Annotated in this window: 24 protein-coding genes; 6 read left to right on the plus strand and 18 right to left on the minus strand. The window is 62.7% G+C overall.

The window, feature by feature from the left end:
* Positions 1 to 42 precede the first annotated feature (42 nt).
* Positions 43 to 579 (plus strand): hypothetical protein, encoded by a 537-nt coding sequence (locus O3303_RS08820; protein ID WP_269561692.1) that lies wholly within the window; start codon positions 43 to 45, stop codon positions 577 to 579.
* Between the two features lie 47 nt (positions 580 to 626).
* Here O3303_RS08820 and O3303_RS08825 read toward each other — a convergent pair whose 3' ends face one another.
* Entirely contained in the window at positions 627 to 2264 is a 1638-nt protein-coding gene (locus O3303_RS08825; RefSeq protein ID WP_269561693.1) for an amidase, read from the minus strand.
* A 55-nt stretch (positions 2265 to 2319) separates the two neighbouring features.
* Positions 2320 to 2493, minus strand: coding sequence for a DUF2256 domain-containing protein (locus O3303_RS08830; protein WP_269561694.1), 174 nt, complete (start codon positions 2491 to 2493; stop codon positions 2320 to 2322).
* A gap of 194 nt (positions 2494 to 2687) precedes the next feature.
* Between O3303_RS08830 and O3303_RS08835 the strand changes: the two genes are divergently transcribed.
* The gene (locus O3303_RS08835; RefSeq protein WP_269561695.1) at positions 2688 to 3671 is read left to right on the plus strand and encodes an SMP-30/gluconolactonase/LRE family protein; all 984 of its coding nucleotides are present in this window, start codon (positions 2688 to 2690) and stop codon (positions 3669 to 3671) included.
* Positions 3672 to 3753: 82 nt separating this feature from the next.
* Here the strand turns inward: O3303_RS08835 and O3303_RS08840 are convergent, their stop codons facing one another.
* The 3 genes from O3303_RS08840 to O3303_RS08850 all read right to left on the minus strand — a co-directional run bounded on the left by O3303_RS08840 (position 3754) and on the right by O3303_RS08850 (position 7014).
* The gene (locus O3303_RS08840; RefSeq protein ID WP_269561696.1) at positions 3754 to 4302 is read right to left on the minus strand and encodes a PAS domain-containing protein; all 549 of its coding nucleotides are present in this window, start codon (positions 4300 to 4302) and stop codon (positions 3754 to 3756) included.
* A gap of 12 nt (positions 4303 to 4314) precedes the next feature.
* Positions 4315 to 4677: a hypothetical protein gene (locus tag O3303_RS08845; protein ID WP_269561697.1), complete on the minus strand. Its 363-nt coding sequence runs from the start codon at positions 4675 to 4677 to the stop codon at positions 4315 to 4317.
* Positions 4678 to 4848: 171 nt separating this feature from the next.
* Positions 4849 to 7014: a DUF748 domain-containing protein gene (locus O3303_RS08850; protein WP_269561698.1), complete on the minus strand. Its 2166-nt coding sequence runs from the start codon at positions 7012 to 7014 to the stop codon at positions 4849 to 4851.
* A 288-nt stretch (positions 7015 to 7302) separates the two neighbouring features.
* Here O3303_RS08850 and O3303_RS08855 point away from each other — a divergent pair, with 288 nt between their 5' ends.
* Entirely contained in the window at positions 7303 to 7851 is a 549-nt protein-coding gene (locus O3303_RS08855) for a 2'-5' RNA ligase family protein (protein WP_269561699.1), read from the plus strand.
* 246 nt (positions 7852 to 8097) lie between these two features.
* Positions 8098 to 8562, plus strand: coding sequence for a hypothetical protein (locus tag O3303_RS08860; RefSeq protein WP_269561700.1), 465 nt, complete (start codon positions 8098 to 8100; stop codon positions 8560 to 8562).
* A 172-nt stretch (positions 8563 to 8734) separates the two neighbouring features.
* On the opposite strand, the gene O3303_RS08865 is transcribed toward O3303_RS08860, so the two are convergent.
* Positions 8735 to 9810, minus strand: a protein-coding gene (locus O3303_RS08865; RefSeq protein ID WP_434086415.1) for an IS3 family transposase whose coding sequence is annotated in 2 segments (ribosomal slippage) — positions 8735 to 9558 and positions 9558 to 9810 — 1077 coding nt in all. Because the reading frame shifts where the segments join, the coding sequence is not laid out codon by codon here.
* Entirely contained in the window at positions 9807 to 10172 is a 366-nt protein-coding gene (locus O3303_RS08870; RefSeq protein WP_269561701.1) for a hypothetical protein, read from the minus strand. The genes O3303_RS08865 and O3303_RS08870 overlap by 4 nt, the downstream gene beginning before the upstream one ends.
* A 164-nt stretch (positions 10173 to 10336) precedes the next feature.
* Here O3303_RS08870 and O3303_RS08875 point away from each other — a divergent pair, with 164 nt between their 5' ends.
* Entirely contained in the window at positions 10337 to 10717 is a 381-nt protein-coding gene (locus O3303_RS08875) for a PH domain-containing protein (RefSeq protein ID WP_269561702.1), read from the plus strand.
* Positions 10718 to 10828: 111 nt separating this feature from the next.
* Entirely contained in the window at positions 10829 to 11740 is a 912-nt protein-coding gene (locus O3303_RS08880; RefSeq protein WP_269561703.1) for a DUF3667 domain-containing protein, read from the plus strand.
* Positions 11741 to 11860: 120 nt separating this feature from the next.
* Here the strand turns inward: O3303_RS08880 and O3303_RS08885 are convergent, their stop codons facing one another.
* The 11 genes from O3303_RS08885 to O3303_RS08935 form a co-directional block, all read right to left on the minus strand.
* Positions 11861 to 12832, minus strand: coding sequence for a deoxyhypusine synthase family protein (locus O3303_RS08885; protein WP_269561704.1), 972 nt, complete (start codon positions 12830 to 12832; stop codon positions 11861 to 11863).
* A 174-nt stretch (positions 12833 to 13006) separates the two neighbouring features.
* A complete protein-coding gene (gene hslV / locus O3303_RS08890; protein WP_269561705.1) occupies positions 13007 to 13543 on the minus strand; it encodes an ATP-dependent protease subunit HslV in 537 nt (178 codons plus the stop codon).
* Between the two features lie 182 nt (positions 13544 to 13725).
* Positions 13726 to 16275, minus strand: a complete 2550-nt coding sequence (locus tag O3303_RS08895) for a TonB-dependent receptor (protein ID WP_269561706.1) — start codon at positions 16273 to 16275, stop codon at positions 13726 to 13728.
* A 217-nt stretch (positions 16276 to 16492) separates the two neighbouring features.
* Positions 16493 to 18352, minus strand: coding sequence for a pyruvate dehydrogenase complex dihydrolipoamide acetyltransferase (locus O3303_RS08900; RefSeq protein ID WP_269561707.1), 1860 nt, complete (start codon positions 18350 to 18352; stop codon positions 16493 to 16495).
* Positions 18353 to 18606: 254 nt separating this feature from the next.
* Positions 18607 to 19377: a 3-keto-disaccharide hydrolase gene (locus tag O3303_RS08905; protein ID WP_269561708.1), complete on the minus strand. Its 771-nt coding sequence runs from the start codon at positions 19375 to 19377 to the stop codon at positions 18607 to 18609.
* 305 nt (positions 19378 to 19682) lie between these two features.
* A complete protein-coding gene (locus O3303_RS08910) occupies positions 19683 to 20567 on the minus strand; it encodes a hydroxypyruvate isomerase family protein (RefSeq protein ID WP_269561709.1) in 885 nt (294 codons plus the stop codon).
* A 2-nt stretch (positions 20568 to 20569) separates the two neighbouring features.
* Positions 20570 to 21829 (minus strand): nucleoside permease, encoded by a 1260-nt coding sequence (locus tag O3303_RS08915; protein WP_269561710.1) that lies wholly within the window; start codon positions 21827 to 21829, stop codon positions 20570 to 20572.
* A gap of 118 nt (positions 21830 to 21947) precedes the next feature.
* Positions 21948 to 22421 carry a c-type cytochrome gene (locus O3303_RS08920; RefSeq protein WP_269561711.1) on the minus strand — a complete coding sequence of 158 codons (474 nt, stop codon included), beginning with the start codon at positions 22419 to 22421 and terminating at the stop codon, positions 21948 to 21950.
* 12 nt (positions 22422 to 22433) lie between these two features.
* Positions 22434 to 23486 carry a sugar phosphate isomerase/epimerase family protein gene (locus tag O3303_RS08925; protein WP_269561712.1) on the minus strand — a complete coding sequence of 351 codons (1053 nt, stop codon included), beginning with the start codon at positions 23484 to 23486 and terminating at the stop codon, positions 22434 to 22436.
* Between the two features lie 8 nt (positions 23487 to 23494).
* Positions 23495 to 24649 (minus strand): Gfo/Idh/MocA family protein, encoded by a 1155-nt coding sequence (locus O3303_RS08930; RefSeq protein ID WP_269561713.1) that lies wholly within the window; start codon positions 24647 to 24649, stop codon positions 23495 to 23497.
* Between the two features lie 164 nt (positions 24650 to 24813).
* Complete coding sequence (locus O3303_RS08935) at positions 24814 to 25431, minus strand: gluconate 2-dehydrogenase subunit 3 family protein (protein WP_269561714.1); 618 nt, start codon at positions 25429 to 25431, stop codon at positions 24814 to 24816.
* Position 25432: the final 1 nt, after the last annotated feature.

A 25432-nucleotide genomic window follows, 5' to 3' on the forward strand; every position in this document is an offset into this window, starting at 1 on the left:
CAAAACTCCGAACTACCCATTCGCCACTCCGTACCTTGCGGCATGAAACTGCTCCTGCTTGCCCCGGTCCTGCTCCTGGCCGCCTGCACCTCCACCGACCGCGAATCGTCGGGCCAGAGCATGGCCGAAACCATTCCGGACGACCTCAAAAGTGAGCAATCCACGACCGAAGCCGTGGGCGAAACCGGCCGCAGCCACGCCTACATCCGGCGCTTCTACCAGCAGAATGGGCAGTACTACGTGGACGTGGATTACGTGCAGTTTCTGAGCGGCGAGGCCGCCGTGGCCGCCGCCCGCCGCAAGGGCGACGCGGCCGTGGACGTCGTGAAAGGCGACACCGTGTACTCGGTCTTCAACGACTACTACATCGTCAACGACAACCCCAAGCTGCGCACGTTCCCGCTGGCGGCGGCGGCAACTTTCACGCTGTGGCGCAGTAGCGAAAACGGCCTGGAACGCGTGCCTGCCACTCCGGCCAAACTGCAGGCCAACGTACCCCGGACGCTTACTCTCTCGCCGTTCATCATCGAAACCAAGCAGGGGGTAGCAGTGCGGCTCGATGAGCAGTACGTGCCGTAGCGCCCCGATCCGACGCGCCTCTGGCGTCGGATCGGGGCCGGCCTCACTTATCCCACAAACGGCGCTTTGAACTCTGGTGCCACCCGCTTCTTCGAGGCCTGCTCGTAGGCGTAGGCTAGGCCCAGCAACGGCCCTTCCTGCCACGCCGCCCCCACAAACGAGAGGCCCACCGGCAGCCCGTACACCTGGCCCATAGGCACCGTAATGTGCGGATAGCCCGCCATGGCCGCCGGCGACGAGAAGCCCGGCCCGCCGCCCGCGTCGCCGTTGATCAGGTCGATGCAGCGGGCGGGGCTGTTGGTGATGGCCACTATGGCATCAAGCTGCTGGCCCCGCAGCACGCCGTCGAGGGCGGCGCGGGCGCCCTGCTGCGACTTGCGCAGGGCCGCCTGGTATTTGGGGCTGCCCAGGCCCTCCAGCTTCTCGGAGGCTTCCAGAATTTCCTGCTGGAAGTAGGGCATGGCCTTGGGCTTGTTGCGGGTGTTGAAGGCAATGACGTCGGCCAGGGTTTTCACCTCGGCGCCAGCCGTAGCCAGATACTTGTTCACGCCATCCTTGAACTCGTACAGCAGCACGTCGTATTCGGCCTCGCCCAGCGGGTCGGTCAGCTTCTCCACCTCCACTTCCACCACCGTAGCGCCCTGCGCCTTGAGCAGCTCGATGGCCGCTTTGAGCAGGCCGATGGCATCGGAAGCCCCCGTCAGATGGCCTTTTTCCACGCCCAGCCGCTTGCCGCGCAGGCTGTCGGCGTTCAGGAACGTGGTGTAGTCGGCGGGGATTTTGCCGGCGCTGGCTTTGGTGGCGGCGTCGGCGGGGTCGGCGCCGGCGGTGGCGGCCAGCAGCAGGGCCGCGTCCTGCACGGTGCGCGCCATGGGGCCAGCCGTGTCCTGGGTGGCCGAAATGGGGATGATGCCGGTGCGGCTCAGCAGGCCCACCGTGGGCTTGATGCCCACCAGCCCGCAGCACGAGGCCGGCGACACGATGGAGCCGTCGGTTTCGGTGCCGATGGCCACCGCGCACAGGTTGGCCGAGGCCGCCGCACCCGAGCCAGCGCTGGACCCGCTGGGCGTCCGGTCGAGGATGTAGGGGTTGCGGGTCTGGCCGCCGCGGCTGCTCCAGCCGCTGGTGCTGCGCGTCGAGCGGAAGTTGGCCCACTCGCTGAGGTTGGTTTTGCCCAGCACCACCGCGCCGGCCTCGCGCAACTTACCCACGATGAAGGCATCCTGGGTGGCCTTGTGGCTGGCCAGCGCCAGCGAGCCGGCGCTGGTGCGCATCTGGTCGGCGGTGTCAATGTTGTCCTTGATCAGCACCGGAATGCCGTGCAACGGGCCGCGCAGCTTGCCGGTTTTGCGCTCCTGGTCGAGCTGGTCGGCAATGGTCAGGGCGTCGGGGTTCAGCTCGATAACGGAGTGGAGCCGCGGCCCGGCCTTATCAATGGCCTCAATGCGCTTGAGGTACAGCTCACACAGCACCCGCGACGAGCGTTGGCCGCTTTTCATCTGCTCCTGCAGCCCCGCTACCGTGGCCTCGTGCAGCTCAAACGGCGGCAGCGCTTCCGGCCCGGCGCCGGCTGCCGCCCCGGCTTCGGGAGCTGAAGAAGGCGACGACGAGCACGCATCCAGCGTGAAGGTGGAAATGGCCAGGCCGGCCAGCGAGCTGTTGCGCAGGAATATTCTTCGGTTCATCGGGCAGGTTTTTGCGGGGAAGATAGGACGGAATCGGTAGCCGGCCACCATGCCTTCAGACGGCCGGGGAAGAGGGCGGCCGGGGCTTGTTGCGCTGGCATTTCTCGCCACAGTATTTCACCTCGTCCCAGCTGTTGCGCCACTTTTTGCGATACTCGAAGGGGCGGCCGCAGGTGAGGCAGATTTTGGTGGGCAGATTGCCCTTAACGAGCTTTTGGGGAACAGGCATAGAGGAAACGGGCGAATGGCAGCGTAGGCCCCAAACACGCCCCCACCCCGATTGGTTACGGCCGGGGCCCGGCCCGGCCCGGAGCCGCCGCCGCGGGCCCGGCCGGCACTGCTTCCCCATAATTCTACACGCCGCCGGCACTGGTAATGCCGTATCTGGGTAGGTACATAGTTCACGTTATCCTTTCCGACTCCATGCCTACCTTCTCCCCTACCCTGGCCGGCCCCGTTCGGCACTTCGCCATGGCCACGCTGCTGCTGGGCGGCCTGCTGACCGCCTCCTGCTCCAACGACGATGACGACAACGCCACGCCAGCCGCCCCCGACTCGGTAGCGTTTACCGTGCCCAATCTCTACCCCGAAGGCGTGCAGTACGACGCCAAAAACAGCCGCTTTCTGGTCAGCTCCCTTACCACCGGCAACGTGGGCCAGGTGAAGGATGACGGCACCTACAGCGTTTTCGCCTCCGGGGCCGGCATCATTTCGGCTGTGGGCATGAACCTCGACGACAGCCGCAACCGCCTGCTGGTAGCCTCTTCGAATGGCACGCAGCGCAACATCGCCAAGCTCGTGAGCTTCAACCGCGACAATGGGCAGGTGCTGTTCAATACTGATCTGGGCGCGCTACGTGCTGCCCCAAACCACTTCGCCAACGACATTGCCGTGGATAACCAGGGCAATGCTTACGTCACCGACAGCTTTGCGCCGGTGATTTACAAAGTCGATCCGCAGGGCGTGGCCACCGTGTTTCTCGACAATATGCAGCTGGCCGCGCCGGCCGGGGCTTTCGGCCTCAACGGCATCGTGTTTCACCCCGATGGCTACCTGCTGGTGGCCAAGTCCGACGAAGGCGCGCTGTTCAAAGTGCCCGTCAGCAACCCGGCCAGCTTCACCCGCGTGACTACCACCGGCCTCGACCTGCGCGCCGCCGACGGCCTACTGCTGCAGGACAACAACACGCTGCAGGTAGTGACCAACAGCCAAAGCAAAGTGTACCGCCTCAGCACCAGCAACAGCTGGGCAGCCGCCACGCTTAGCGGCACCTTCGCCACGCTGCCCCAATACCCCACCACCCTCGCCCGCCGCGACGCCGACAGCTACGTGCTGTATGCCAACCTCGACAAGATGATGCAGAGCCCACCGGTATCCGTATTCACGATCAGCAAAGTGCGCTTTTAAGGCGCTGTTTCCGGCAAACCAGCCGCACGAAAAAGGGCGAATCCTGCACAGGATTCGCCCTTTTTCGTGCGGCTGGTTTGCGTTAAAAAGTCCGGCCGGGTGCTACCTGACGGCGCAGCTCCTGCACTTCGCGCTCCAGCTCCAGCGTCCGGAAAGTCACTTTCACTTCCAGATCAGAGTAGGCGCGCTCCAGGTCCTGCTCCCGCTTGCGCAAGGCAAACTCGGTTTCCTTCTGCTCGTGAATGTCGGTGCAGGTGCCAAACCACTGTCGGATCTGGCCCTGCTCGTTGAACTGCGGGCGGGCCTGCCCCAGAAACCAGCGGTAGTCACCGTTTTTGGCTTTGAAGCGGTACTCTATTTCGTAGAAGTCGCCGGTAGCCAGCGAGTGGCCCCACACCTGGCGGGCGCGGTCCTGGTCGTCGGGGTGCAGCAGGTTGTTCCACATGTTGGGGCCCACGCTGTCGGCCAGCGTGTAGCCCGTGAAGTCAATCCAGCGCTGATTGAAGTAGATGTGAAACCCGTTTGGGTCAGTGAACCACACCAGCTGCGGAATGAAATCGGCGAGAAACCGCATTTGCTCGTTGGTCTGCTGGCGGAGCTGTTCTTCAGAAAAAATAGGTTCGGTATTCATGCAGCAAAAGGCTTAGCAGGGACGGGCAAGCTGAATTTCCATGCCCGACTGAAAGTAGAGGTTGAGTTGGCTTTGCAGGCCATCGGTGGAGCGGCGCAGGCGGGTGATGAGCGCGCGGGTTTCTTCCTGCAGCAGACGCAGCTCCAGATAGGGCCGGTTCAACAGTGAGTCGCGCTCCATCGTCCATTGGCCGGAATCCTGCAGCTCCGGGGCCTGCACCTGTACAATGCCAGGCTGCAGCACAAACCGCGTGGCCCGAGCCAGTGAGCTATCCGGCGCATTGCGGTTGAGCACCCGGTCGGCTACGCACCAGTCGCCGGTGAGGAACTCCTCGGGCATGTGGTGCAGGTTTACGTCAAATAAAATGTCGGTCATAGAAGCGAAGAACGGGGGCAGACAGAAGGTGGCGCCGCGCTGTCCGGCATCCGGAAAGAGCAGCCTCGCATCTGCCAATCATCAAATTTAGGAAAGAGTTCAACTAACCTAATCAACACTATATATCTATCGAATATTTCCGACGGCACCCCAGCCACGGCGCTAACACCACTACTCGCTTTCGCTGAGCTTCTTGGCCAGCGGCGCCGGCACCCCGGCGCTATTGAGCAGCCCGCTGACGAGGCCCTGGCGCCACAGCGAAAATACCGAGAAGCGCAGCTCCCGCCCCGAAGTCATGCGGCCGGTTTGCAGGTCGCGGCCCACCCGGCGCGGGTTGTTGTCGCGCAGAAACAAGCCGTTGACCAGCGTGGTACCCACGCGCCGCAGGGCGTCGCGCTTGCCCTGGCGGTTCAGCAGATCCAGCTTGAGGTCGGTATAGGGCGCCCACATGGTGCCACGCGCCTGCTGGCGGTCCAGCTGCATCTGAAAGCGGATGGTGCCGATGCGGCCACTCCGGAACCGAATGCCGCGCGTGGGCTCGATCATCGGGTTGAGAATGGCCAACGGCGCATCGCCAAGAGAGCCAACCAGCGTGTGGCGACCCTGGGCATCGAGCAGGTTGGCGCGCAACGAAACGCGGGCGAAGCTGCGGCGCTGCAGCAGGCCGGTAGCCTCGCCGGTGAGGGGCCGGGCGGCGCTCATGCGGCGCGGGTCGTTGCTGAGGTTGCGGAGCGTAACCTGCAGTTGCCGGATGGCCATCACGCCGGGCTGGGCGCTGCGCGGGGCGCGGTAGCTCATGCGCACGTCGGCGTGCTGCAGCCGGAGCTGGCGCACGTCTACCCGCACCGGCAGCTTGCCGATGGCCTCAGGCGTCATGATGGAGCGGTTGGGGTTGATGGGCATACGGCCGTCGCTGGTAGTTGCCACCTGCACGCGGCCCAGCACCACCCGCTGCGCCAGCACGCTGCCGTCGTGCAGCAGCGCAAACAGGTCGAGCCCCTGCGCCGCCAGCCGGTCTGCGCGCACCGATACGTGCGCCGTCTGGTGGCCCTTGCGGCGCGCCATCGCCGCTACCGACATGGTGGGGGCCACGGCCACGCTGGCAAGCGTAAGCTGGCGGGCGCGGGTATCAGCCTGCAGGCCGCCGAAAGTGGCGTGGTAATACGGCGCCGATACCTCCAGCCGCCCGCCACCGGCGCGCAGCTGCCAGGCCCGGGCGTAGTACAGATAGTTTGCCTTGCTGTACGTGGCTGCCACCGGCCGGATATCCGTCCCGAGCAGCGTAACCTGGCGCAGCTCCGGGCGGTGCTCGTCGCCCAGCACCCGCAGTCGGCTGTTGGTTATGCGCAACTGCTTCAGACGGATATCCTTGAAATAGGGCGCCAGCAGCTGGTGGGGCGGCGGTGGGGCCACGGCGGGCAGCGTCAGGGCCAGCTGCGCCGCCGCCAGCACCAGAGAATCGGCCCGGAACCGGCCGCGGGCCAGGTCGGCGGCGGCCAGCCCGGCCAGCCGCAGACGCGGGAGCCACAGCGCCACCCGCGCCGAGGGAGTGCGCTGGCGGCTGACGGCACGCAGGGGCATCACGCGCACCGAATCCAGCTGAAACCGGCCGCGGGCCGAGGCAAACTGCCCATGCCCGGCCCGCACTACGTGGCCTGGCACCCGCGCCAGCACGCCCCGGGCATCGGCCGTAATGGTGCGGGCGTAGCCCATGCGGGAGCTATCGGCGGCGGCGGCAGCACTCACTTCTATATCGGTGGCCCGCAGCGAGGCGCGGTTGATCTGGGCCACGGCGTGCTGCACGGTGCCGTAGCGGGCCTGCACCCGGCGCAGCGCCACCACGCCAAAACGCACCCCGGGCAGACCCAGTGGCAGCTGCTGGTAGAGCGGCCGGGCAGTGTCGGCGGAAGCCGGCATGCCCGCCAGCCGCAGCCGAACTGAATCCAGCCCCACACTATCAATGGGCACTATCTGGCGGCGCACTATGGCCATCAAACCGATGCCTGCCACCTGCAGCTTCCCCAGATCGAGGCGCAGATCGGGCAGGCGGGCGGTATCGGGAGTGGCGGCGGGCAGGGTGCGCAGCTGCACCCGCCGCACCGTGAGGGTGCGGGTCCAGAGGTGGGTTTCCAGCGCGCCGATACGCAGCTCGTAGCGGCCGTTGCTGGCGGTGCGCACCTGCTTTTCGAGGGTGTGGCGCAGCCAGGGGTCGAGCCCGAACGCTACGGCGGCCGCCAGCAGCAGCACCAGCAGCAGACTGCCGCCCCCCAGCCACCAGCCCCACCTCCGGCGGGGCGCAGCAGCTACGGCGGCAGAATCGGTGGTGGGTTGAAACACGAGCGGTTACGTACTGGAACAGAAGTAATCAGGAGCTGAAAGTGTACCAAACCTGCCTGCTGTCTGTCAGGTTTGATTACCTTTCTGCGGCGCACTACGCACTAGCCCTGCGCTTACGATAAAGTGGCCGGCCAGGGCTGAGCCAACTCTCAGTTTGTTGATTTTCCGGCTACCTCGGCGGGCTCCGGCAACCATCCGGCGCCAAGCGAGTAACAGAAAGCCGGCCGGCGGCCGTATGCCACGCTCATTGTTCTACTCGTTTTTCAACTGATGCTCGCCATAACATCTGTGCTGAACCCGCAAAATGCGGAGCGGATCAACCGCATTATCAAAAGCCTGGAAACCGAATTCGGCCTCGACGATGTGCAGGCCACCCCCGATCCGCATTTCACCTACCAGCTGGCCGGAGTGCGCAAGCTCTCGGCTCTGAACCAAGTGTTGCGTGATGTAGCCCGGCAAACCATGCCGTTTCCGGCCTACACCACTGGTCTGGGGCTGTTTCCGGGACCCAATCCGGTGATTTATATTCCGGTGCTGCGTTCCGAGGCGCTCAACAACCTGCATCGACGCATTATTCAGGCCACTCAGCCACTGTGCCTGCGCACCGACAAGTTCAGCGGGCCCGACTGCTGGCTGCCGCACATTTCACTGGCCCTGCACGATACCACGCCCGAGATGCTGGGGCCGGTGCTGCAGTACCTCAACCAGCAGACCTTCAACCTGAAACTGGTCATCAACAACATCACCATCATGCGCCAGGAGGGCGAGCAGTTTTTGCCGGAAAAAGTCTTCCACTTCGAAGGCCACAAGCAGGACGTGGCTCCCCTGCTTTTCTGAACCTCGGATTAGACGGATTGCACGGATTTTGTGGACGGCGTGCTGTGGTGCCACGACTTTTTCTGTCGTGGTGCTACCAGCGTTGCTGACGGTTGAACGTGTCGTTCAGCGACAGTGGTGCCACGAAGCCCTCCGGGCAATTCGTGGTACCACTGCACATCGTCCACAAAATCCGTGCAAGCCAGCTGATACGCAAAAATCCGTGATTAGCTTTGCCGGCACCAATTCACCTACTGACCTTCGCTTATGTACCAAATCGTACTAGTGCTGCACTCCTGGAGCCGCTGGCTCGTGCTTATTTTCGGGATGATTGCCATCTTCCGCGCCTTTTCGGGGTGGCAGGGCCGCAAGCCCTTCGTGGGGGCCGACAACGGCATGGGCGCTTCCTTCGTGGGCTCCATGCACCTGCAGCTGCTGCTGGGGCTGCTGCTCTATTTCGTGTACAGCCCGGTGGGCCTGCAGGGCATGAAAGTGGCCGGCGCCATGAAAGACCCCATTGCCCGCTTCTGGGGCGTGGAGCACATCAGCATTATGGTGTTAGCCGTGGTGGCTGCACAGGTGGGCCGCACACTTTCCAAGAAAGCGCCTGAGGCCGTGCTCAAGCACAAAAAAGCCTTCATCTGGTTCACAGTTTCGCTAATCCTGGTGTTGCTCATGATTCCGTGGGGCCTCGGCAACTGGAACCCGGCTCGCCCACTGTTCCGCTTCTAATCTTTCGGTAGCTACACAAAAGCGGCCCGCTCATCCGAGGATGAGCGGGCCGCTTTTATGTTCAGCAAACGGCAGGAACACTACCGCTCAGGGGTTCATGAGCAGGAACAGCAGGTTATGATAGAGCATGCCTGTACGCTTCCCTATTCGATAAGCCAATGGTAGGCAGAGGTTAAGCTGCTTGTTTAAATTCGAGTGGGGTCATAAAATTCAAGGCTTGGTGTGGCCGTTGCGTGTTATAATCGTGCCGCCACTCGTCCACCAGCTGGCGCACATGGGCCAGTGAGCGAAACAGGTGGGCGTCGAGCAGTTCGCGGCGAAACGAGCCGTTGAAGCGTTCGATATAGGCATTCTGCGTCGGCTTGCCGGGCTGAATCCAGTGCAGGATAACGCCTTGCTGCTCACACCACTCGCTCAATTTGGCGCTGATGAACTCAGGCCCGTTGTCGGTGCGCAACTGCGCAGGACGGCCATAGCACTCGACTAAGCGCGTGAGCACCTGCACAACGCGACTGGCCGGCAAGGAAAAATCTATCTCCACGCCCAGCAGCTCGCGGTTGTAATCGTCGAGCACGTTCAAGGTCCGGAACCGGCGGCCATCGGTCAACACATCGCTCGTAAAGTCGAGCGACCAGCACCCGTTAGCGGCCTCGGGCACGGTCAAGGGCTGCTTCACGCGGGCGGGCAGGCGCTTTTTCAGGCGTCGAGGCAGGTTGAGCGCCAGGGCCCGATAGATGCGTAACGTGCGTTTATGGTTGATGATCAGTCCATTTTTGCGCAGGCGGTGGTGCAACTTCCAGAAGCCCCAGCCCGGATGCCGCCCACTTAATGCCCGCAGGGCTTGCTGCACGGGCTCGTCCTCACGCCCGCGCGCCACGGGGTGGTAGCTGCCGCGCGCCAGCCCCACCAGGGCACACGCCCGGCGCTGGCTCCAGCCTTTCCCCACTAAGCCCTGCGCTGCCTGGCGTCGCGCCGCAGGGCTAGCTACTTTTTTCGCAATATCTCCTTGATAGCCTGATTCTCTAAGCTCAGGTCGGCGAACATCTGCTTGAGCTTGCGATTCTCTTCTTCCAGGTGTTTGAGGCGGGTGAGCTCGGCCAGGCTAGCCCCCGCATACTTGCTTTTCCACGCATAAAAGGTAGCCTCGCTCAGGCCGTGCTCGCGCACAATTTGAGCCACGGTCTGCCCGCTGGCTTGCTGCTGTAAAATGGCCACAATCTGGGCCTCGCTGAATCGTCCTTTTTTCATGTTGCAGTCGTCAGGTAGGAAAAGTTACGCCTTTCTCTATTCACAACTGGCACTCGATTCGGGGAAGCGTACATGCCCTGCTCGCCGTCGTGGAGGCCGTCGAGCCCGGCGTCTTCCAGAAGGGCCTCCACCTCCTCGTAGTCGGTTAGGAAGTCGATTTCGGGCTCTTCCTCGCCCGGCACCTGGGTGTGGGTGAGGTAGCGACGCTTGGGCTCCAGCGTGATGTAGAGCTTGCGGAACCGCGTTTGGGCGACCAGCAGGGCGTCGTAGGCGGCTATTTCATCTTCATCCACATGAATGTAGACAGTGGTTTTCTCGCTCTCGGGCGTGTGGTGCAGGAAGCTGGCAAGGTCGATACTCATGGCGGCGGCGCTGGGGTGGAACAGGGCGAAGGTAGGCGTTATGATGCGTGAAGCAGCACCCGGGCCAGCCTGGCCAGCTGTTTCAAAGGTGGGCTGTTTGATAGAGCCCGGCATTTGCTTTACCTTCCTAACTCAACCATATTCTCCTTTTACTACCTATCTACATGGGATTCTTTTCCGCAATTCTCGGCAACGCAGGCGTTGCCCAACCCTCCGAGTTACAAACCGAATACGGCATGCTGATGGCTGATGGCGAAGCCATCGAAATCGGCTTCAAGCTGGTACGGGACGTATTTATCTTCACCAACAAACGCCTGATCCTGGTAGACAAACAAGGCCTTACGGGTAAGAAAATCGACTACCTGTCAATTGCCTACAAAAGCATATCCCGCTTCGGCATCGAAACGGCCGGCCATCTGGACCTAGATGCGGAGCTGAAAATCTGGGTTTCCGGCGAAACCCAACCCAGCGTGATGCGCAAGTTCAATAAGCAGGTCAATATCTATGATTTGCAGAAAGTACTGGCCCAGCACGTGCTGTTCTAACGCACGCAGACGCTTTCAATACAGTCAAAAAGCCCGCCGCTGACGTACAGCGGCGGGCTTTTTATCTAATATCCACTATTATTAATCCTTCAATCCCCCGGTTTCCACACTATGTCCTCCGTTTCCCTGCCTTCCGCACCTGTTGCCGCGCCTCATCCACTTCCTTCAGAGGCCGCGCATACCGCCGCGCATACGTGCCTGAACTGCGGTCATGCCGTGCCCGACCGGTTCTGCGGGCGCTGCGGGCAGGACGCGCACCACACGCACCGCCTCACGCTGAAGGATATGCCCCACGACGTGCTCCATTCTATCTGGCACATTGACAAGGGCATTCTGTACACGCTGCGCACGATGGTATTCCGCCCCGGTTCCACTATCCGGGCCTACCTAGCCGGTCAGCGCGTCGACCATTTTCGGCCCCTGTCGCTGCTGTTTCTCATCACGGGGGTGTATGCCGTGCTCTTCTCGGCGCTGCACATCAACATGATGCCCCCCCGCGACCCCACCGTGCCGGAGGCGGTGTATCAAATGCAGGTGTCGTTCAGCGCGTTTTTCATGAAATACCTGGCCTGGTGCTACCTGGCGACGGTGCCGCTCTGGGCGCTGGCGGCCCGCTTGTTTTTGCGGCGCGGCGGCTACAACTACGCCGAATGCCTCATCATTGCCTCGTTCATCACGGCCATCAACAACTTTATCACCCTGCTGCTGATGCCCGTCACGTATGCCTACAGCGGCACGCCCCAGATCCAGACCTTCAGCTTCTACGCGCTGCTGCTGGTGATAGGCTACGCCTCGTGGGCTTACGGCAATTTGCTAAATCATACAACTATCGGCTGGCTGGGTCGCCTGTGGCGCGGCTTTCTGACCTTTATGCTGGGTTACATCATGCTCATTGTAGTGGGTGTAGTGGTGATGTTTACCCTGAACTGGTCCAGCATCAAACAGTCGGTGAAGCAGCAGGCCAAAGCCAAGCAGGAACAGCAGCGCAACGCCGCCGCCCCGCCCGCGGCCCGGCCGCAATAGGTGCCGCTGCTTGCGCAGAAAAGCCCGCCGCTGAACGTCAGCGGCGGGCTTTTCTGTAGAATAAGATGGTGGCCGTGCAGTAGCGCGAACTACAAAGTTCGCGCTACTGCGCGTTGCGGCTTACTGGCCCAGCACGATGGCGAAGATGAGCGGAGCCACGATGGTAGCATCCGACTCGATGATGAACTTGGGCGTGTCCTGGCCCAGCTTGCCCCAAGTGATTTTCTCGTTCGGCACGGCGCCGGAGTACGAACCGTACGAAGTCGTCGAGTCCGAAATCTGGCAGAAGTAGCCCCACAGCGGCACCGAGGTGCGGCCCAGGTCCTGGTGCAGCATGGGCACCACGCAGATGGGGAAGTCGCCGGCAATGCCGCCGCCAATCTGGAAGAAGCCCACCGGGCTGGCGTCGGTGGCCTGCTCGGTGTACCAGCCGGCCAGGTAAATCATGTACTCGATGCCGGTGCGCACGGTGTGCACGTTCTTGATGTCGCCCGAAATGACGTGGCCGGCGAAGATGTTACCCAGCGTGCTGTCTTCCCAACCGGGGCAGATGATGGGCAGGTTTTTCTCGGCGGCGGCCAGCATCCAGCTGTCCTTGGGGTCAATCTGGTAGTACTGCTCCAGTTCGCCCGACTTCAGGATCTGGTAGAAGAACTCGTGGGGGAAGTACTGCTCACCGGCCTTGTCGGCCTTTTCCCAGAACTTCAGCACCGAGTGCTCGAGGCGGCGCATGGCCTCTTCCTCGGGGATGCAGGTGTCCGTCACGCGGTTCATGTGGCGCTCCAGCAGGGCCTGCTCGTCGGCGGGGGTCAGGTCGCGGTAGTTGGGCACCCGCTCGTAGAAGTCGTGAGCTACCAGGTTGAAGATGTCCTCCTCCAGGTTGGCACCCGTGCAGCTGATGATCTGCACCTTGTCCTGGCGGATGAGCTCAGCCAGCTGGATGCCCATTTCGGCGGTGCTCATGGCGCCGGCCAGGGTAATCATCATCTTGCCACCATCGGCCAGGTGCTTGTTGTAGCCCTCGGCGGCATCAATAAGCGCGGCGGCGTTGAAGTGGCGGTAGTGGTGCTTGAGGAAGTTGGTGATTTGCATTGTTGGGGTTGTCAGTTGTTTGTTGTTTGTCATGCTGAGCGAAGGCGCAGCCGTAGTCGAAGCATCTCTACCGCAATGGTAGCCCTATCGGCAGCAATGAAGCGGTAGGGATGCTTCGACTGCGGCTGCGCCTTCGCTCAGCATGACGTTCTTTTTTTCTTATGCTTCCAGCATCTATACCGGCTCCTCAATCATGAGGTTGTGGTTGGTGTAGATGCAGATGTCGGCAGCAATGTGCAGGGCTTCTTCCACCATCTGGCGGGCGGTGAGGTGGGGGGCGTGCTTCTTGAGAGCCAGCGCGGCGGCCTGGGCATACATAGCGCCCGAGCCGATGGCGGCCACGTCGGAATCGGGCTCCAGCACGTCGCCGGAGCCGGCGATGATGAGCAGCTCGTCCTTGTCGCAGACCACCATCATGGCTTCCAGCTTGCGTAGGTACTGGTCTTTGCGCCACTCCTTGGCCAGCTCGATGGCGGCGCGGCGCAGCTGGCCGCCGTAGTTGCCGAGCTTCTCCTCGAACCGGTCGAGCAGCAGAAACGCATCGGCGGTGGAGCCGGCGAAGCCGGTTACCACTTTGCCGTCGTGGAGCTTGCGCACCTTGCGCACATTGCTCTTGGCCACGTGCTTGTCCATGGTGGCCTGGCCATCGGCGCCGAGGGCCACCTGGCCGTTGTGGCGCACGCCCAGCACGGTTGTAGAACGGATTTTCATGGGGTAGTTATTAGTTGTCGGAAGTCAGGAGGCGGAAAAACGTTTGTCATCCTGACGAAGACTCCGCGCATAAAGCGGAGAGACCTTATCATGCCCGAACAACTAACGGGTATCCGTCTTGTTCGGGCGTGATAAGGCCCTTCCTTCGTCAAGATGACAGCTGGTTTCGGGCTGACTTCCTATCAGAATCGGGCCTGCAATTTAGCAAAGTAAAACCGCCCGTTCGCGCCCATCTGCACCGGGTCCCAGGCGCCGCCGGTTTCCGTGCGCTGCGGATCGAACAGCGTGGGGTAACGGTTGAACAGGTTGGTGCTGCCTGCCGAGAGCTGCAGGTGGTCGGTGAGGGCGTAGCTGAACGTGAGGTCCGTGGTGACACGGGCATCGTAGTTCATGTCGGCGCCGTCGAAATCCACGAGCCGCACCTTGTCGAAGCGCACGAAGCGCAGCAGCGTGCTGAAGCGGCCCAGCTGGTAGTCGAAGGTGAGGTTGATTTTGGACGGCGGCGCCGAGGCTTTCACAAACGCCTGCTCGCGGGGCCCGAAGAAGTCGTCTTCGCGGCCGGCCAGGCGGCCCGTGGTCTGCACCCGGTCAATCTTCAGGTTATTGATGTTGGCGGCCAGCGTGGAGTTGAGGCGGCCGGTACCCAGCGTGGCCGTGTGGTTCAGCACCACGTCCAGGCCAATGGAGCGGGTGTCGGCAGCATTGGCGAAGAACTGCGCCTGGTCCACGTTCAGCGCCACCAGATCGGGCCCGATAACCGGGTCTTCGGCCGAGAACTGGCTGGTGAGCACCACCCGGTCTTTCACCTTGATGTAGTAGCCATCCACGGTCAAACTCAGCGACGAGCCAATGCGGCTGGTGAAGCCCACGTTGGCGCTATTGGAGGTTTCCTGCTTGAGAGCCGGCACGCCCAGCTTCTGGGTTACGGCGCTGTTGTTGCGGGCCAGCAGCACCTCCACCGGTTCGCCGTTGATGAAGTTGGTGAACGTGGAGTTGAAGTTGATCTGGGCCAGCGACGGGGCCCGGAAGCCGGTGCTATAGGTGCCGCGCAGGGTCAGAAACTCAGTCAGGTTGTAGCGCGTCGAAACCTTGTAGTTGAGCGTGCTGCCGAAGTCAGTGTAGTGCTCGTAGCGGAGAGCGGCGGCCAACAGCCATTGCTGGGTCACACTCAGCTCGGCGTCTACGTAGGCGCCCACGTTGTCGCGCTGGGCCTTGATGGCGTCGCCGGGCTGGTAGCCTGGGAAGCCCTGCGAGCCGCCCGATTTGGTGGGGTCGTAGTTGCGGTAGGAAGCTTCCTCGCCGGCAAACAGCGAGTACCACTCGCGCCGGAATTCCGCCCCAGCGGCCACATTCAGGCCCTGCAGCACGGTTTTGTAGTTGCGCGTGAGGCCCAAGCTCACCACGTCCTGCTGCAGCTGGAAGCCGCCGGCGTAGAAGCTGGTGGGCGAAGCCGCGCCCAGCGAGGCGTTCAGCGTGTTACGTAGCCCGTACTCGAAGCGGTTGGAGCCGAAGTTGTTGCTCAGGTCCAGGTCCCACTCGCCCAACTTGGTGCGCACCCCAGCCACCGCCGACACGTCCACGATGTCGCTGGTAATGATGGGGTCGAAGCCGTTGGGGTAGATGGATGGCACGTTGCGGTCGTCGTCGGCGAAGCGGGTCCAAGCGTAGGCGTCGCCCTGGCGCTTGTTGGCGCCCCCGAACACGTACACATGCGTCTGGTCGCTCACGGCAAACTTGGAGTTGACGTAGGCCGAGAGGTTGGACACTTTAGGGTCACCGTACTCGCGGCGAGCCAGGCCGCCGGGGCCGACCGGCACGTTGGCGCGCTGGGTGTGCTGGCGCTGATTGAAGTCGACGGTGGCATTCACGAAGCTGCCCTGTTCGCCCAGGCCCACCCCATAGTTGACGTTGGCGTTGAAGTTGCCGCCATCGAACTTCTGGTCGTCGCGGCGGTATTTGGCGTCGTAGGCACCGTAGTTGACGCTGGTGGTTAGCTCGTTCACGGAGCTTTTGAGCACGATGTTAATCACGCCGGCAATAGCGTCGGAGCCGTACTGGGCCGCCGCACCGTCGCGCAGAATCTCAATCCGCTCGATGCTGGCCGCCGGAATGACGTTCAGGTCGGTGCCGGTGTTACCGCGCCCCCGCGAGCCAAACAGGTTCACCAGCGCCGACTGGTGCTGGCGCTTGCCGTTCACGAGCACCAGCGTCTGGTCGGGGCCGAGGCCGCGCAAGGAAGCTGGGTCTACGTGGTCGGCGCCGTCGGAGCCGGTCTGGCGGTTGGAGTTGAACGAGGGCGCCACGAACTGCAGCAGCTGGTTCACGTCGAGCTGGCCGGTTTTGGTGGTCACCTCCCGAAGGTCGATAATGTCCACCGGTGAAGGCGAATCCGTGACGGAGCGATTCTGGCTGCGCGAGCCCACCACCTGCACCGCACCCAGGCTGGTGGAGGCATCGGCCAGCTTCACGCTTACGCTGCCGCTACCAGCCACTTCCTGCGTAGTGTAGCCAATCGAGCTGATCACCAGCCGCGGACTGGCCGCCCTGGACGACAGCGTGAAGCGGCCGGCATTGTCGGTGGCGGTGCCGTTGTTGGTGCCTTTCTCCACCACCGTAGCGCCGATAACGGGCCGGCCGGCAGCATCCAGCACCTGCCCCGAGAGGGTCTGGGACTGGCCATAGGCGGTAAGGCTGGCCACGCTGAGCGCAGCAACAAGTAACTGTTGTTTCATATGAGCTATCTGGTTTTCGTTGTTCAACCATTGCAGGTGCTGCCGGCGCAACGCCCTCCTACGGTAAGTATAGAGGAATTATTACGATTTCCAGCCCCCTGTGGCTGATGGTGGCGGCCAGTCCCCGCCCAGTCCCGGCCCTTTCCGTCAGTAACCGGGCATAAAAAAAGCCAGCCCCGCTAGAGGGCTGGCTTTTGTATGGAAGCGGTTATGCAACTCAGATGAGCATGCGCATCGGGTCTTCGAGCAGGGCTTTCAGCGTCTGCAGGAAGGCGGCGCCGGTGGCGCCGTCCACCACGCGGTGGTCGCAGCTCAGCGTCACCTTCATGAGGTTGCCGACGGCCAGCTGGCCATCCTTCACCACGGCGGTCTGCTTGATGCCGCCCACGGCCAGGATGCAGGCGTCCGGCGGGTTGATGATGGCCGTGAATTCGTCGATGCCGAACATGCCCAGGTTGGAGATGGTGAAGGTGCTTCCCTCCCACTCGGCGGGCTGCAGCTTCTTGCTCTTGGCTTTGCCGGCCAGCTCCTTCACCTCGGTGGCGATGGTGGAGAGGCCTTTGCCGTCAGCGTTGCGCACTACCGGTACCAGCAGGCCTTCGTCCACGGCCACGGCCACCCCGATGTTCACCACCTTGTTCTGGCGGATCTTGTCGCCGAGCCACGAGGAATTAACGGCCGGGTGCTGCTTGAGCGCCACGGCGGCGGCTTTGATTACCAGGTCGTTGAAGCTGAGCTTCACAGGCGAGAGAGTGTTGAGCTGCGTGCGCACCTCCATGGCCCGGTCCATCAGGATTTCCATGGTCAGGTAGAAGTGCGGCGCCGTGAACAGGCTCTCGGAGAGGCGGCGGGCAATAACCTTGCGCATCTGCGACACCGGCGTGTCGGTATAGGTGCCGTCGGCGGGCTGGGCCGCCGGAGCCGGAGCGGCCGGAGCAGTTTCTGCTTTGGGGGCTTCGGCCTTTGGAGCTTCTGCAGCTGCTGGCGCTGCGGCCGGAGCGGCTGCGGCGGCAGGCTGCGGCGCGGGCGCGGCAGCCTGCTGGGCATTCTCCAGGTCGCGCGACACGATGCGGCCGTTTTCACCGGAGCCTTTCACGCCGTTCAGGTCGATGCCTTTCTCGCGGGCAATGCTTTTGGCCAGCGGCGAGGCCAGGATGCGGGTGCCGGCGGGCGCCGGTGCTACTGCCGTAACGGCCGCAGCAGGTGCCGCGGCAGCCGCCGGAGCAGCAGGCGCCGGAGTTGCGGCTGGGGCTGGAGCCGCTGCGGGAGCCGGGGCTTCCTCGGAGGCAGCAGGAGCGGCTTCGGGAGCAGCAGGAGCCGCTTCGGCCGGGGCCGCGCTACCGCCGCTCTGGCCGCCCAGCAGGGCCTGCACATCAGCACCTTCCTCGCCAATAATGGCCAAGATGCCGTCTACCGCTACCGATTCGCCGTCTTTGGGGCCAACGTAGAGCAGCGTACCATCCTCGTAGTTTTCCAGCTCCATGGTCGCCTTGTCGGTTTCCACTTCGGCCAGCACGTCGCCGGACTTCACTTTGTCGCCTACTTTTTTGAGCCACGAGGCAATGGTGCCTTCGGTCATCGTATCGCTCATTTTGGGCATCCGGATGACGGTGGCTTTCTTGCCATTGCCAGCGGGTGCGGCCGCGGGGGCCGGGGTTGCTGCCGGAACCGGAGCTGCGGGGGCAGCAGTGGCAGGCGCTTCAGCTTGTGGCGCTTCCGGAGCCGGAGCAGCTTCCGGAGCGGGAGCCGGAGCAGCTTCCGGAGCGGGAGCCGGAGCAGCTTCGGCCGGAGCCGGGGCGGCCGGGGCCGCGCCGCCCAACAGGGCAGAAATATCTTCGCCTTCTTTCCCAACAATGGCCAGCAAACCGTCTACGGGTACCGACTCGCCAGCCTGCGGGCCAATGTGGAGCAGGGTACCGTCTTCGTAGTTTTCCAGCTCCATCGTGGCCTTATCGGTTTCGACTTCCGCCAGAATGTCTCCGGATTTCACTTTATCGCCTACTTTTTTGAGCCACGAAGCAATGACCCCATCGGTCATCGTGTCGCTCATTTTGGGCATTTTTATGATTTCGGCCATCTGCGTCTACTGTTGAATTGAATGGGTCAAAATTAGCCCGAAAATCCGGGGGTGCAAACGAAAGTCTCGCCTAAGCCCGTGCCTGCCAAGAGCGAATTTTCGCCTGCGAGTCTGCCTTGCACCTTGCCCGCGACCCATTCCCCGCGGTTAGGCAGCCATTTCCTCCCTGACTGAGCGTCAAACAACTCAGGCGCCACCTTGGCTGCTCCCCTGCTGCCGAAACAGTCGGCTACTACTGTCCCATATCCGTCTTGCTACAGTTCCCGCACCCAGATGTTGCGGAAGCTGAGCGGCTCGCTCGGGTCGCCGTGCGACTGGAGCTTGATGGGCGACGGGCCGTGCGCCTGGTAGCTGGGCGGCCCGATGTACACGGTGGCGCCCTTCAACTCCGTGTTATTCTGGACCAGTATGCCATTGAAGAGCACTGTCACGCGGGCCGGCGTCAGCAGGGAGCCGTCGGGTTTGAAGGTGGGCGCGGTCCACATTACGTCGTACGACTGCCACTGGCCGGGCTTCTGGGTGGGGTTAGCCAGCGGAATAACCTGCTTGTAGATGCTGCCGGCCATGCCATTCACGTAGGTTTCATTCTGGTAGGAGTCCAGAATCTGCAGCTCGTAGCCTAGGTCGCCTTTGCCCAGGGAGGCCAGAAACAGACCACTATTGCCGCGCACCTGCCCGGAGCCGGCAATGGTAGCCGGCACCCGCCACTCCAGGTGCAGCTGGTAGTTGGTGAATTTCTGCTTGGTTTCGATGTTGCCCGTTTTCTTATCCACGGTCAGCAGCCCGTCGGCCACTTTCCAGCCGGCCGGCTTGGTGCGGTCCTCCACCGACACCCACTGCGACAGGTCGCGGCCGTTGAAGAGCACTACCGCATCGGAGGGCGGCGCGGTGAACACGCCGGTGGCGGCTACCACTTTGGGCGCGGGCTTCCAGACTTCGGTATCCTCGGGCTTGCCTTGCGGTTTGGTTTGTGCCACGGCGGAAAGGCTGATGACTAATGCGGGAATGAGAATGGCTAATTTCATGGGCAAGAAATGAGAGGCGGATGGGAATAAAGAGCGTCCTGCTGAGCGGAGCCGAAGCATCTCTACCGCTTCGTTGGTCGATTGTAGAAACGCTACACTTCGCGTCTCCTAGTTGCTGACGTTGGGGCGGCCGATTCGTTCTGGCGGGAGACGCGAAGTGTCGCGTCTCTACATCGTTTAATGAGGTTGAGGTTGGCCAGCGGTAGAGCTGCTTCGACTTCGCCCAGCATGACAGGATTACGTTGGCAGCGTCAGCACGCGAGATTCCTCGCGCTGCTCGGAATGACGTTCTACTGGGTTTGGTTCTACACGTCACACAGCCGCACGGCCTCGCGCAACGACTGCAACCCATCGGCTTGCCGCGGCATGAACTCCTGGGCCACGTAGCCCTGAAAGCCGGTGGCCTGGATGGCGCGCATGATGGCCGGGTAGTTCAGCTCCTGGGTATCGTCGAGCTCGTGGCGGCCGGGCACGCCGGCGGTGTGGTAGTGGGCAATGTAGCGGTGGTGGTCGGTGAGGGTGCGGATAACGTCGCCCTCGTTGATTTGCATGTGGTAGATGTCGTAAAGCAGCTTGAAGTGCTCCGAGTCCAGCCGTTTGGCCAGCTCCACGCCCCAGGCGGTCCGGTCGCACTGGTAGTCGGGGTGGTCGATTTTGCTGTTGAGCAGCTCCATCACCAGCACCACCTTGTGCTTGGCAGCCAGTGCCATCAGCGGCTGCAGGCCCGCCACGCAATTGGCCAAACCGGCCTCTTCGGAGAGGCCGCGGCGGCTGCCGCTGAAGCAGATGAGGTTGGTGTAGCCGGCCTGCGCCACCTGCGGAATCATGGCGGCGTAGCGCTGCCGCAGCTGGGCGTGGAATTTGGGGTCGTTGAAGCCATCGGTGAGGTTGATTTCCGCGCCGTTGCACATCGGCGAGTCGAGGCCGTACTTTTTGAGCGTGGGCCACTCGGCGGGCCCGACCAGATCAATACCATTGAGGCCCATAGCTTTGGCAGCCGCGCACAGCTCTTCCAGCGGCAGCTTGCCAAAGCACCAGCGGCACACCGACTGCTTCAGGTTGTTCTTTAAAGGTGCGGAAGCGGCCGGCTTCTCCTCAGCCGAACACGCCGCCGACATCCCCAGCGTGCCCACGGCTGCCGTGCCGGTTACCAGGCCTTTCAGCGCCGCCCTTCGGTTCCAGGTGGCCATGGCTAAACGACTTGTGTAAGCGGCGTGGCCGGGTCCTGCAGGGTATCAGCTATGGCTGCGGTCTGCGGCTGGGGCTGCTCCCGGAAGAAGGCCAGGAAGGCCAGCAGCACCACCACCGCAATGCCGGCCGGAATCAGCCAGATCATGCGCCAATCGTGGGTGGTGGGGGTGGTCTGGTAAGCATCGAAGATGCGGCCCGAGAGCAGCGTGCCGATGAGCATGCCCACGCCGTAGGTGGCCAGCGTGATGAAGCCCTGGGCGGAGCTTTTGAACCGCTCGCCGGCCAGGTTGTCGGTGTAAATCTGGCCCGTCACGAAGAAGAAGTCGTAGCAGACGCCGTGCAACACGATGCCCGCAATCAGCATCCAATAGTTGCCGAGGCCGTCGCCGTAGGCGAAAAACAGGTAGCGCAGCACCCAGGCCGCCATGCCGATGGCCAGCATCTTCTTCACGCCCAGCCGGCTGAAAAACAGCGGAATGGCCAGCATAAACAGCAGCTCCGACACCTGACCCAAGCTCTGCACTCCCGCCGCCGACTTCATTCCGACTTCGTTGAGAAACGGATTGGTGAAGCCATAGTAGAAGGCCAACGGAATGCAGATGGCAATGGACGCCAAAAAGAAGATGAGGTAGGAACGGTTGCGCAGCATCCCAATGGCTTCCAGGCCCAGCAGGTCGCCGAGGGAGCTGGTTTGGTCCTTTTTCACGGGTGGGGTGGCCGGCAGCGTGAAGCTGAACACGCCCAGCAGGGCCGAGGCGCCGGCCGCCATCAGGAAGGTGCTTTGCAGGCTGTTGGTCTGCTCCCAGTTCAGCCAGCCGATGGTGAGGCCGGCCACAATCCAGCCCAGCGTGCCCAGCACCCGGATGGGCGCAAACTCCTTCTGCGGGTTCCGCATTTGCCGGAAGCTGATGGAGTTCACCAAAGCCAGCGTGGGCATATACAGCACCATATAGGTGAGGATGCTGGGGTAGAAGCTGCTGAAATCGGGGGCCACCGATGCCCGCCACAGCAGCACCGCACCGGCCAGGTGCAACACGCCCAGAATCTTCTGGGCCGAGAAAAACCGATCGGCAATGAGCCCGATGATGAACGGTGCCACAATGGCCCCGATAGACTGCGTGAGAAACGCCACGCCCACCTGCGTACCCGACGCGCCCAGGTTGCGCAACAGGTAGGTGCCCAGCGTCACGAACCACGCGCCCCAGATAAAGAACTCCAGGAACATCATGATGGATAGCCGTATGCGGATGGAAGCAGTCATGGGCAGGCAGGGATTGGTGGGAATAAAATGGAATTTGTCATTCCGACGAAGGAGGAATCTGAGGTAACTGATCCAACGATTTTATCCAGATTCCTCCTTCGTCGGAATGACAGACTAGCTACTTCAGCGCCAGAATGTAGCGGGTCATTTCCTCGGCGTCTTTCTGGGAGAGGGCTGGGTGAGGTGTCATCGGGATTTCGCCCCAGTTGCCTTTGCCGCCCTTAATGATTTTGCCGGCCAGCATGGTGATGTTGGCGGCGGTGGCGGGGTATTTCGCGGCAATTTCCCGGTAGCCGGGGCCGATGAGCTTCTCGTTTTCGCGGTGGCAGCTGGCGCAGTCGGAGCCTTCCATCAGCTTAGCTCCCACGGCCACCGCGCCGCCAGTAGGCGCCGTCCCGATTTTGGTGACGCTGGTATCCACTTGGGGCTGGCGGGCCACGGCGCTGAGGTTGGCGCCGGTGGTACTATCCTGGGCGGGCGCAGATTCGTCGGCTAGAGTGTAGTCTTCCTTAGCCTTGGTAGTGGACGTGTTATCGGAGCCGCAGGCCAGCAGGAAAGAGCCCGACGCGAGCAATAGAAAAGCCTTTTTCATGGAAAGGAAGCGTTAGATACCGAGAAGCTGGTGGTTGAGGGATTGGTCGATGCCGGAGGCGGCGAAATCGTCGAAGGCGTGGTCGGTGACGCGGATGAGGTGGTTCTGGATGAAGGGCGCGCCTTCGCGGGCCCCATCTTCGGGGTGCTTGAGGGCGCACTCCCACTCCAGCACCGCCCAACCGGGGTAGTCGTACTGGGTTAGCTTGCTGAAAATGGCCTTGAAATCCACCTGCCCGTCGCCGAGGGAGCGGAAGCGGCCGGCGCGGTCGGTCCAGCTCTGGTAGCCGCCGTAGGCGCCCTGCCGGCCGTTGGGCCGGAACTCGGCATCCTTGACGTGAAACGCCCGGATCCGTTCGTGGTAGATGTCGATGTACTCCAGATAATCGAGGCACTGCAGCACGAAGTGCGAAGGGTCGTAGAGCAGGCAGGCGCGCGGGTGCTGGTTGACTTCGGCCAGAAACCGCTCGTAGCTGACGCCGTCGTGCAGGTCTTCGCCGGCGTGCACCTCGTAGCAGACATCCACCCCGCACGCGTCAAAGGCGTCCAGAATCGGCCGCCAGCGCCGGCCCAGTTCGGCAAAGCCATCCTCCACCAGCCCGGCGGGCCGCTGGGGCCAGGGGTACAGGTAGGGCCAGAGCAGCGCCCCGCTGAAGGTGGCGTGGGCCGTGAGCCCCAGCCGCTGCGAGGCCTGGGCGGCGTACTTCAGCTGCTGCACCGCCCACTGCTGCCGGGCCTTGGGGTTACCGCGCACGGCTTCCGGCGCGAAGCCATCAAACAGCGCATCATACACCGGATTTACAGCCACCAGCTGCCCCTGCAGGTGCGTGGATAGCTCCGTGATTTCCAGCCCCGCCGCCTGCACCCGGCCCTTCAACTCGTCGGCATAGGTTTGGCTTTCGGCGGCCAGCTGCAGGTCGATGATGCGCGGGTCGGTGGTGGGGAGCTGCACACCCTTGTAGCCCAGCCCGGCTGCCCAGCCGCAGATGCTGTCCAGGTTGTTGAACGGGGCCTGGTCGCTGAGAAACTGCGCCAGAAATATGCCGGGGCCTTTGATGGTTCGCATAGGCTGGATTACACAGTAAGGGGCGTCCACTTCTGCGCGGAGCGGCCCGAGGCAATGACGGTTTCGATGAAAGCCATGCCGCGCAGCCCGTCCCGGATGCCGGGGTAATCGGCGGCTTCGGGCGGGGCGGGCGGGCCGCCCAGGTCGGCGCGCAGGGTGAGGGCGAAGTTGCGGTAGAGGTTGGCAAAGGCTTCGAGGTAGCCCTCGGGGTGGCCGGGCGGAATGCGGCTGTTGTGGCGGGCGGCGGCGCAGAGGTAGCCCGCGCCCGTGCGGCGAATTTCCGTAGGCCGGTCGGGCCACTTCACCAGCAGGGTGTTAGCGTCGGCCTGCTGCCACTCCAAGCCGCCTTTTTCGCCGTAGATGCGCAGGCGCAGGTTGTTTTCCTCGCCGGCTGCCACCTGGGTGGCTACCAGCACGCCGCTGGCTCCGCCGGCAAACTGCAACAGCACGGCCCCGTCGTCGTCGAGCTGGCGGCCGGGCACCACAGTGTGGATGTCAGCACACAGCTGGCTGACTTCCAATCCGCTCACGTATTCGGCCAGGTTGAAGGCGTGGGTACCAATGTCGCCCATGGCCCCGGCCACGCCGCTGCGGGCGGGGTCGGTGCGCCAGGCGGCCTGCTTGTTGTTGGCGTTGCCTTCCTCGAAGCTGCTGAGCCAGCCCTGCGGGTACTCCACGTACACCTTGCGCAAGGCACCCAGCGCCCCAGTGGCCACCAGGTGGCGGGCTTCCTTGAGCATGGGGTAGCCGGTGTAGGTGTGCGTGAGGCAGAGCCGGCGGCCGGTGGCCTGCACCACGGCGGCCAGCTCCCGGGCTTCGGCCAGCGAAAACGTCATGGGCTTGTCCAGCACCACATCGAAGCCCAGCTCCAGGGCCATTTTGGCGGGTGCGAAGTGCAGGTGGTTGGGCGTTACGATGCTGACGACCTGCACCCGCTCCGAGGCTGGCCGCTGCGCCTCCTGCTCCAGCAGCAGCTGGTACGAATCATAGACACGTTCGGCATCCAAGCCCAGCTCCTGGCCGGTGGTGCGGGAAGTAGCCAGGTTGCTGCTGAAGGCCCCGGCCGTCAGCTCATACAGCCCATCCAGCGCCGCCGCCATGCGGTGCACCGCCCCAATAAAGGAGCCCTGCCCCCCGCCAATCATGCCCAAGCGTAATTTCATGCAGTGCCTGTTGTGTTATTAGGTAATCGGCTGGCCGTCATGCTGAGCATGTGGCGCATCAAGCCAGGGGCCGAAGCATCTCTACCGCTTCGTTGCAACGCTATTGATTAGCCAGAGGTAGAGATGCTTCGACAAGCTCAGCATGACGTTTTCGGGAAACAGAATCAGGTCGTCGCCCAAGCCCGGTCACCCTTTTTATACGGTACGTTGCCGTCGTATTTGCCGGGAACGGGCAGGTAGCGCAGGGCTTTGGTGGCACCAACCTCCGAGGTAAAAAAGCCCAGCAGCGTCAACTCCTTAATCATGCGGAAATAATGGTTGGGCTGCTCCGGGGTCTTAGCCTTCTCATACTGCTTCATCTCGCCATCGAGGGCAGTGAGCAGGGCGGTACGCTGGCTGGCGTTGAGGGCCAGGAAGTCGTTGCCGCCGCTTTTCTTGGCCGCCGCTTCCAGCTTGCTGAAGCCATCAAGAAATATTTTCTGCTCTTCCGGCTTGTAACAGTCACGCACCATCACGGCCATGAAGCCGCCCACGTTGGCAGCCTTGGCGCCGGGCGTTTTGGTAGTGGGCAGGATGGTTTCGCCCACTTCGTTGAGCAGGTTGATTTGCTTGGCATCCAGCACTTCGGCCAGCTTGGCGGGCTTAACAGGAGCGGTTTTCGCTTTAGTGGCGGTGACCTTCTTGTCGGTGTCGGCGGTGCAGCCAGACAGGAAATACTCGGTCCCGATGAGCGTGCCGCCCATGAGGAGGGCTACGCGAGCTACGGCGTCTCTTCTGTTCATG

Origin of the sequence: Hymenobacter canadensis (assembly GCF_027359925.1) — a bacterium.
Classification (GTDB): domain Bacteria; phylum Bacteroidota; class Bacteroidia; order Cytophagales; family Hymenobacteraceae; genus Hymenobacter; species Hymenobacter canadensis.

Bases quoted from the DNA above. Each gene is read 5' to 3' on its own strand.
- O3303_RS08820 (WP_269561692.1), top strand. From the start codon at position 43: ATGAAACTGCTCCTGCTTGCCCCGGTCCTGCTCCTGGCCGCCTGCACC.
- O3303_RS08825 (WP_269561693.1), bottom strand. From the start codon at position 2,264: ATGAACCGAAGAATATTCCTGCGCAACAGCTCGCTGGCCGGCCTGGCC.
- O3303_RS08830 (WP_269561694.1), bottom strand. From the start codon at position 2,493: ATGCCTGTTCCCCAAAAGCTCGTTAAGGGCAATCTGCCCACCAAAATC.
- O3303_RS08835 (WP_269561695.1), top strand. From the start codon at position 2,688: ATGCCTACCTTCTCCCCTACCCTGGCCGGCCCCGTTCGGCACTTCGCC.
- O3303_RS08840 (WP_269561696.1), bottom strand. From the start codon at position 4,302: ATGAATACCGAACCTATTTTTTCTGAAGAACAGCTCCGCCAGCAGACC.
- O3303_RS08845 (WP_269561697.1), bottom strand. From the start codon at position 4,677: ATGACCGACATTTTATTTGACGTAAACCTGCACCACATGCCCGAGGAG.
- O3303_RS08860 (WP_269561700.1), top strand. From the start codon at position 8,098: ATGTACCAAATCGTACTAGTGCTGCACTCCTGGAGCCGCTGGCTCGTG.
- O3303_RS08870 (WP_269561701.1), bottom strand. From the start codon at position 10,172: ATGAGTATCGACCTTGCCAGCTTCCTGCACCACACGCCCGAGAGCGAG.
- O3303_RS08875 (WP_269561702.1), top strand. From the start codon at position 10,337: ATGGGATTCTTTTCCGCAATTCTCGGCAACGCAGGCGTTGCCCAACCC.
- O3303_RS08880 (WP_269561703.1), top strand. From the start codon at position 10,829: ATGTCCTCCGTTTCCCTGCCTTCCGCACCTGTTGCCGCGCCTCATCCA.
- O3303_RS08885 (WP_269561704.1), bottom strand. From the start codon at position 12,832: ATGCAAATCACCAACTTCCTCAAGCACCACTACCGCCACTTCAACGCC.
- hslV (WP_269561705.1), bottom strand. From the start codon at position 13,543: ATGAAAATCCGTTCTACAACCGTGCTGGGCGTGCGCCACAACGGCCAG.
- O3303_RS08895 (WP_269561706.1), bottom strand. From the start codon at position 16,275: ATGAAACAACAGTTACTTGTTGCTGCGCTCAGCGTGGCCAGCCTTACC.
- O3303_RS08900 (WP_269561707.1), bottom strand. From the start codon at position 18,352: ATGGCCGAAATCATAAAAATGCCCAAAATGAGCGACACGATGACCGAT.
- O3303_RS08905 (WP_269561708.1), bottom strand. From the start codon at position 19,377: ATGAAATTAGCCATTCTCATTCCCGCATTAGTCATCAGCCTTTCCGCC.
- O3303_RS08910 (WP_269561709.1), bottom strand. From the start codon at position 20,567: ATGGCCACCTGGAACCGAAGGGCGGCGCTGAAAGGCCTGGTAACCGGC.
- O3303_RS08915 (WP_269561710.1), bottom strand. From the start codon at position 21,829: ATGACTGCTTCCATCCGCATACGGCTATCCATCATGATGTTCCTGGAG.
- O3303_RS08920 (WP_269561711.1), bottom strand. From the start codon at position 22,421: ATGAAAAAGGCTTTTCTATTGCTCGCGTCGGGCTCTTTCCTGCTGGCC.
- O3303_RS08925 (WP_269561712.1), bottom strand. From the start codon at position 23,486: ATGCGAACCATCAAAGGCCCCGGCATATTTCTGGCGCAGTTTCTCAGC.
- O3303_RS08930 (WP_269561713.1), bottom strand. From the start codon at position 24,649: ATGAAATTACGCTTGGGCATGATTGGCGGGGGGCAGGGCTCCTTTATT.
- O3303_RS08935 (WP_269561714.1), bottom strand. From the start codon at position 25,431: ATGAACAGAAGAGACGCCGTAGCTCGCGTAGCCCTCCTCATGGGCGGC.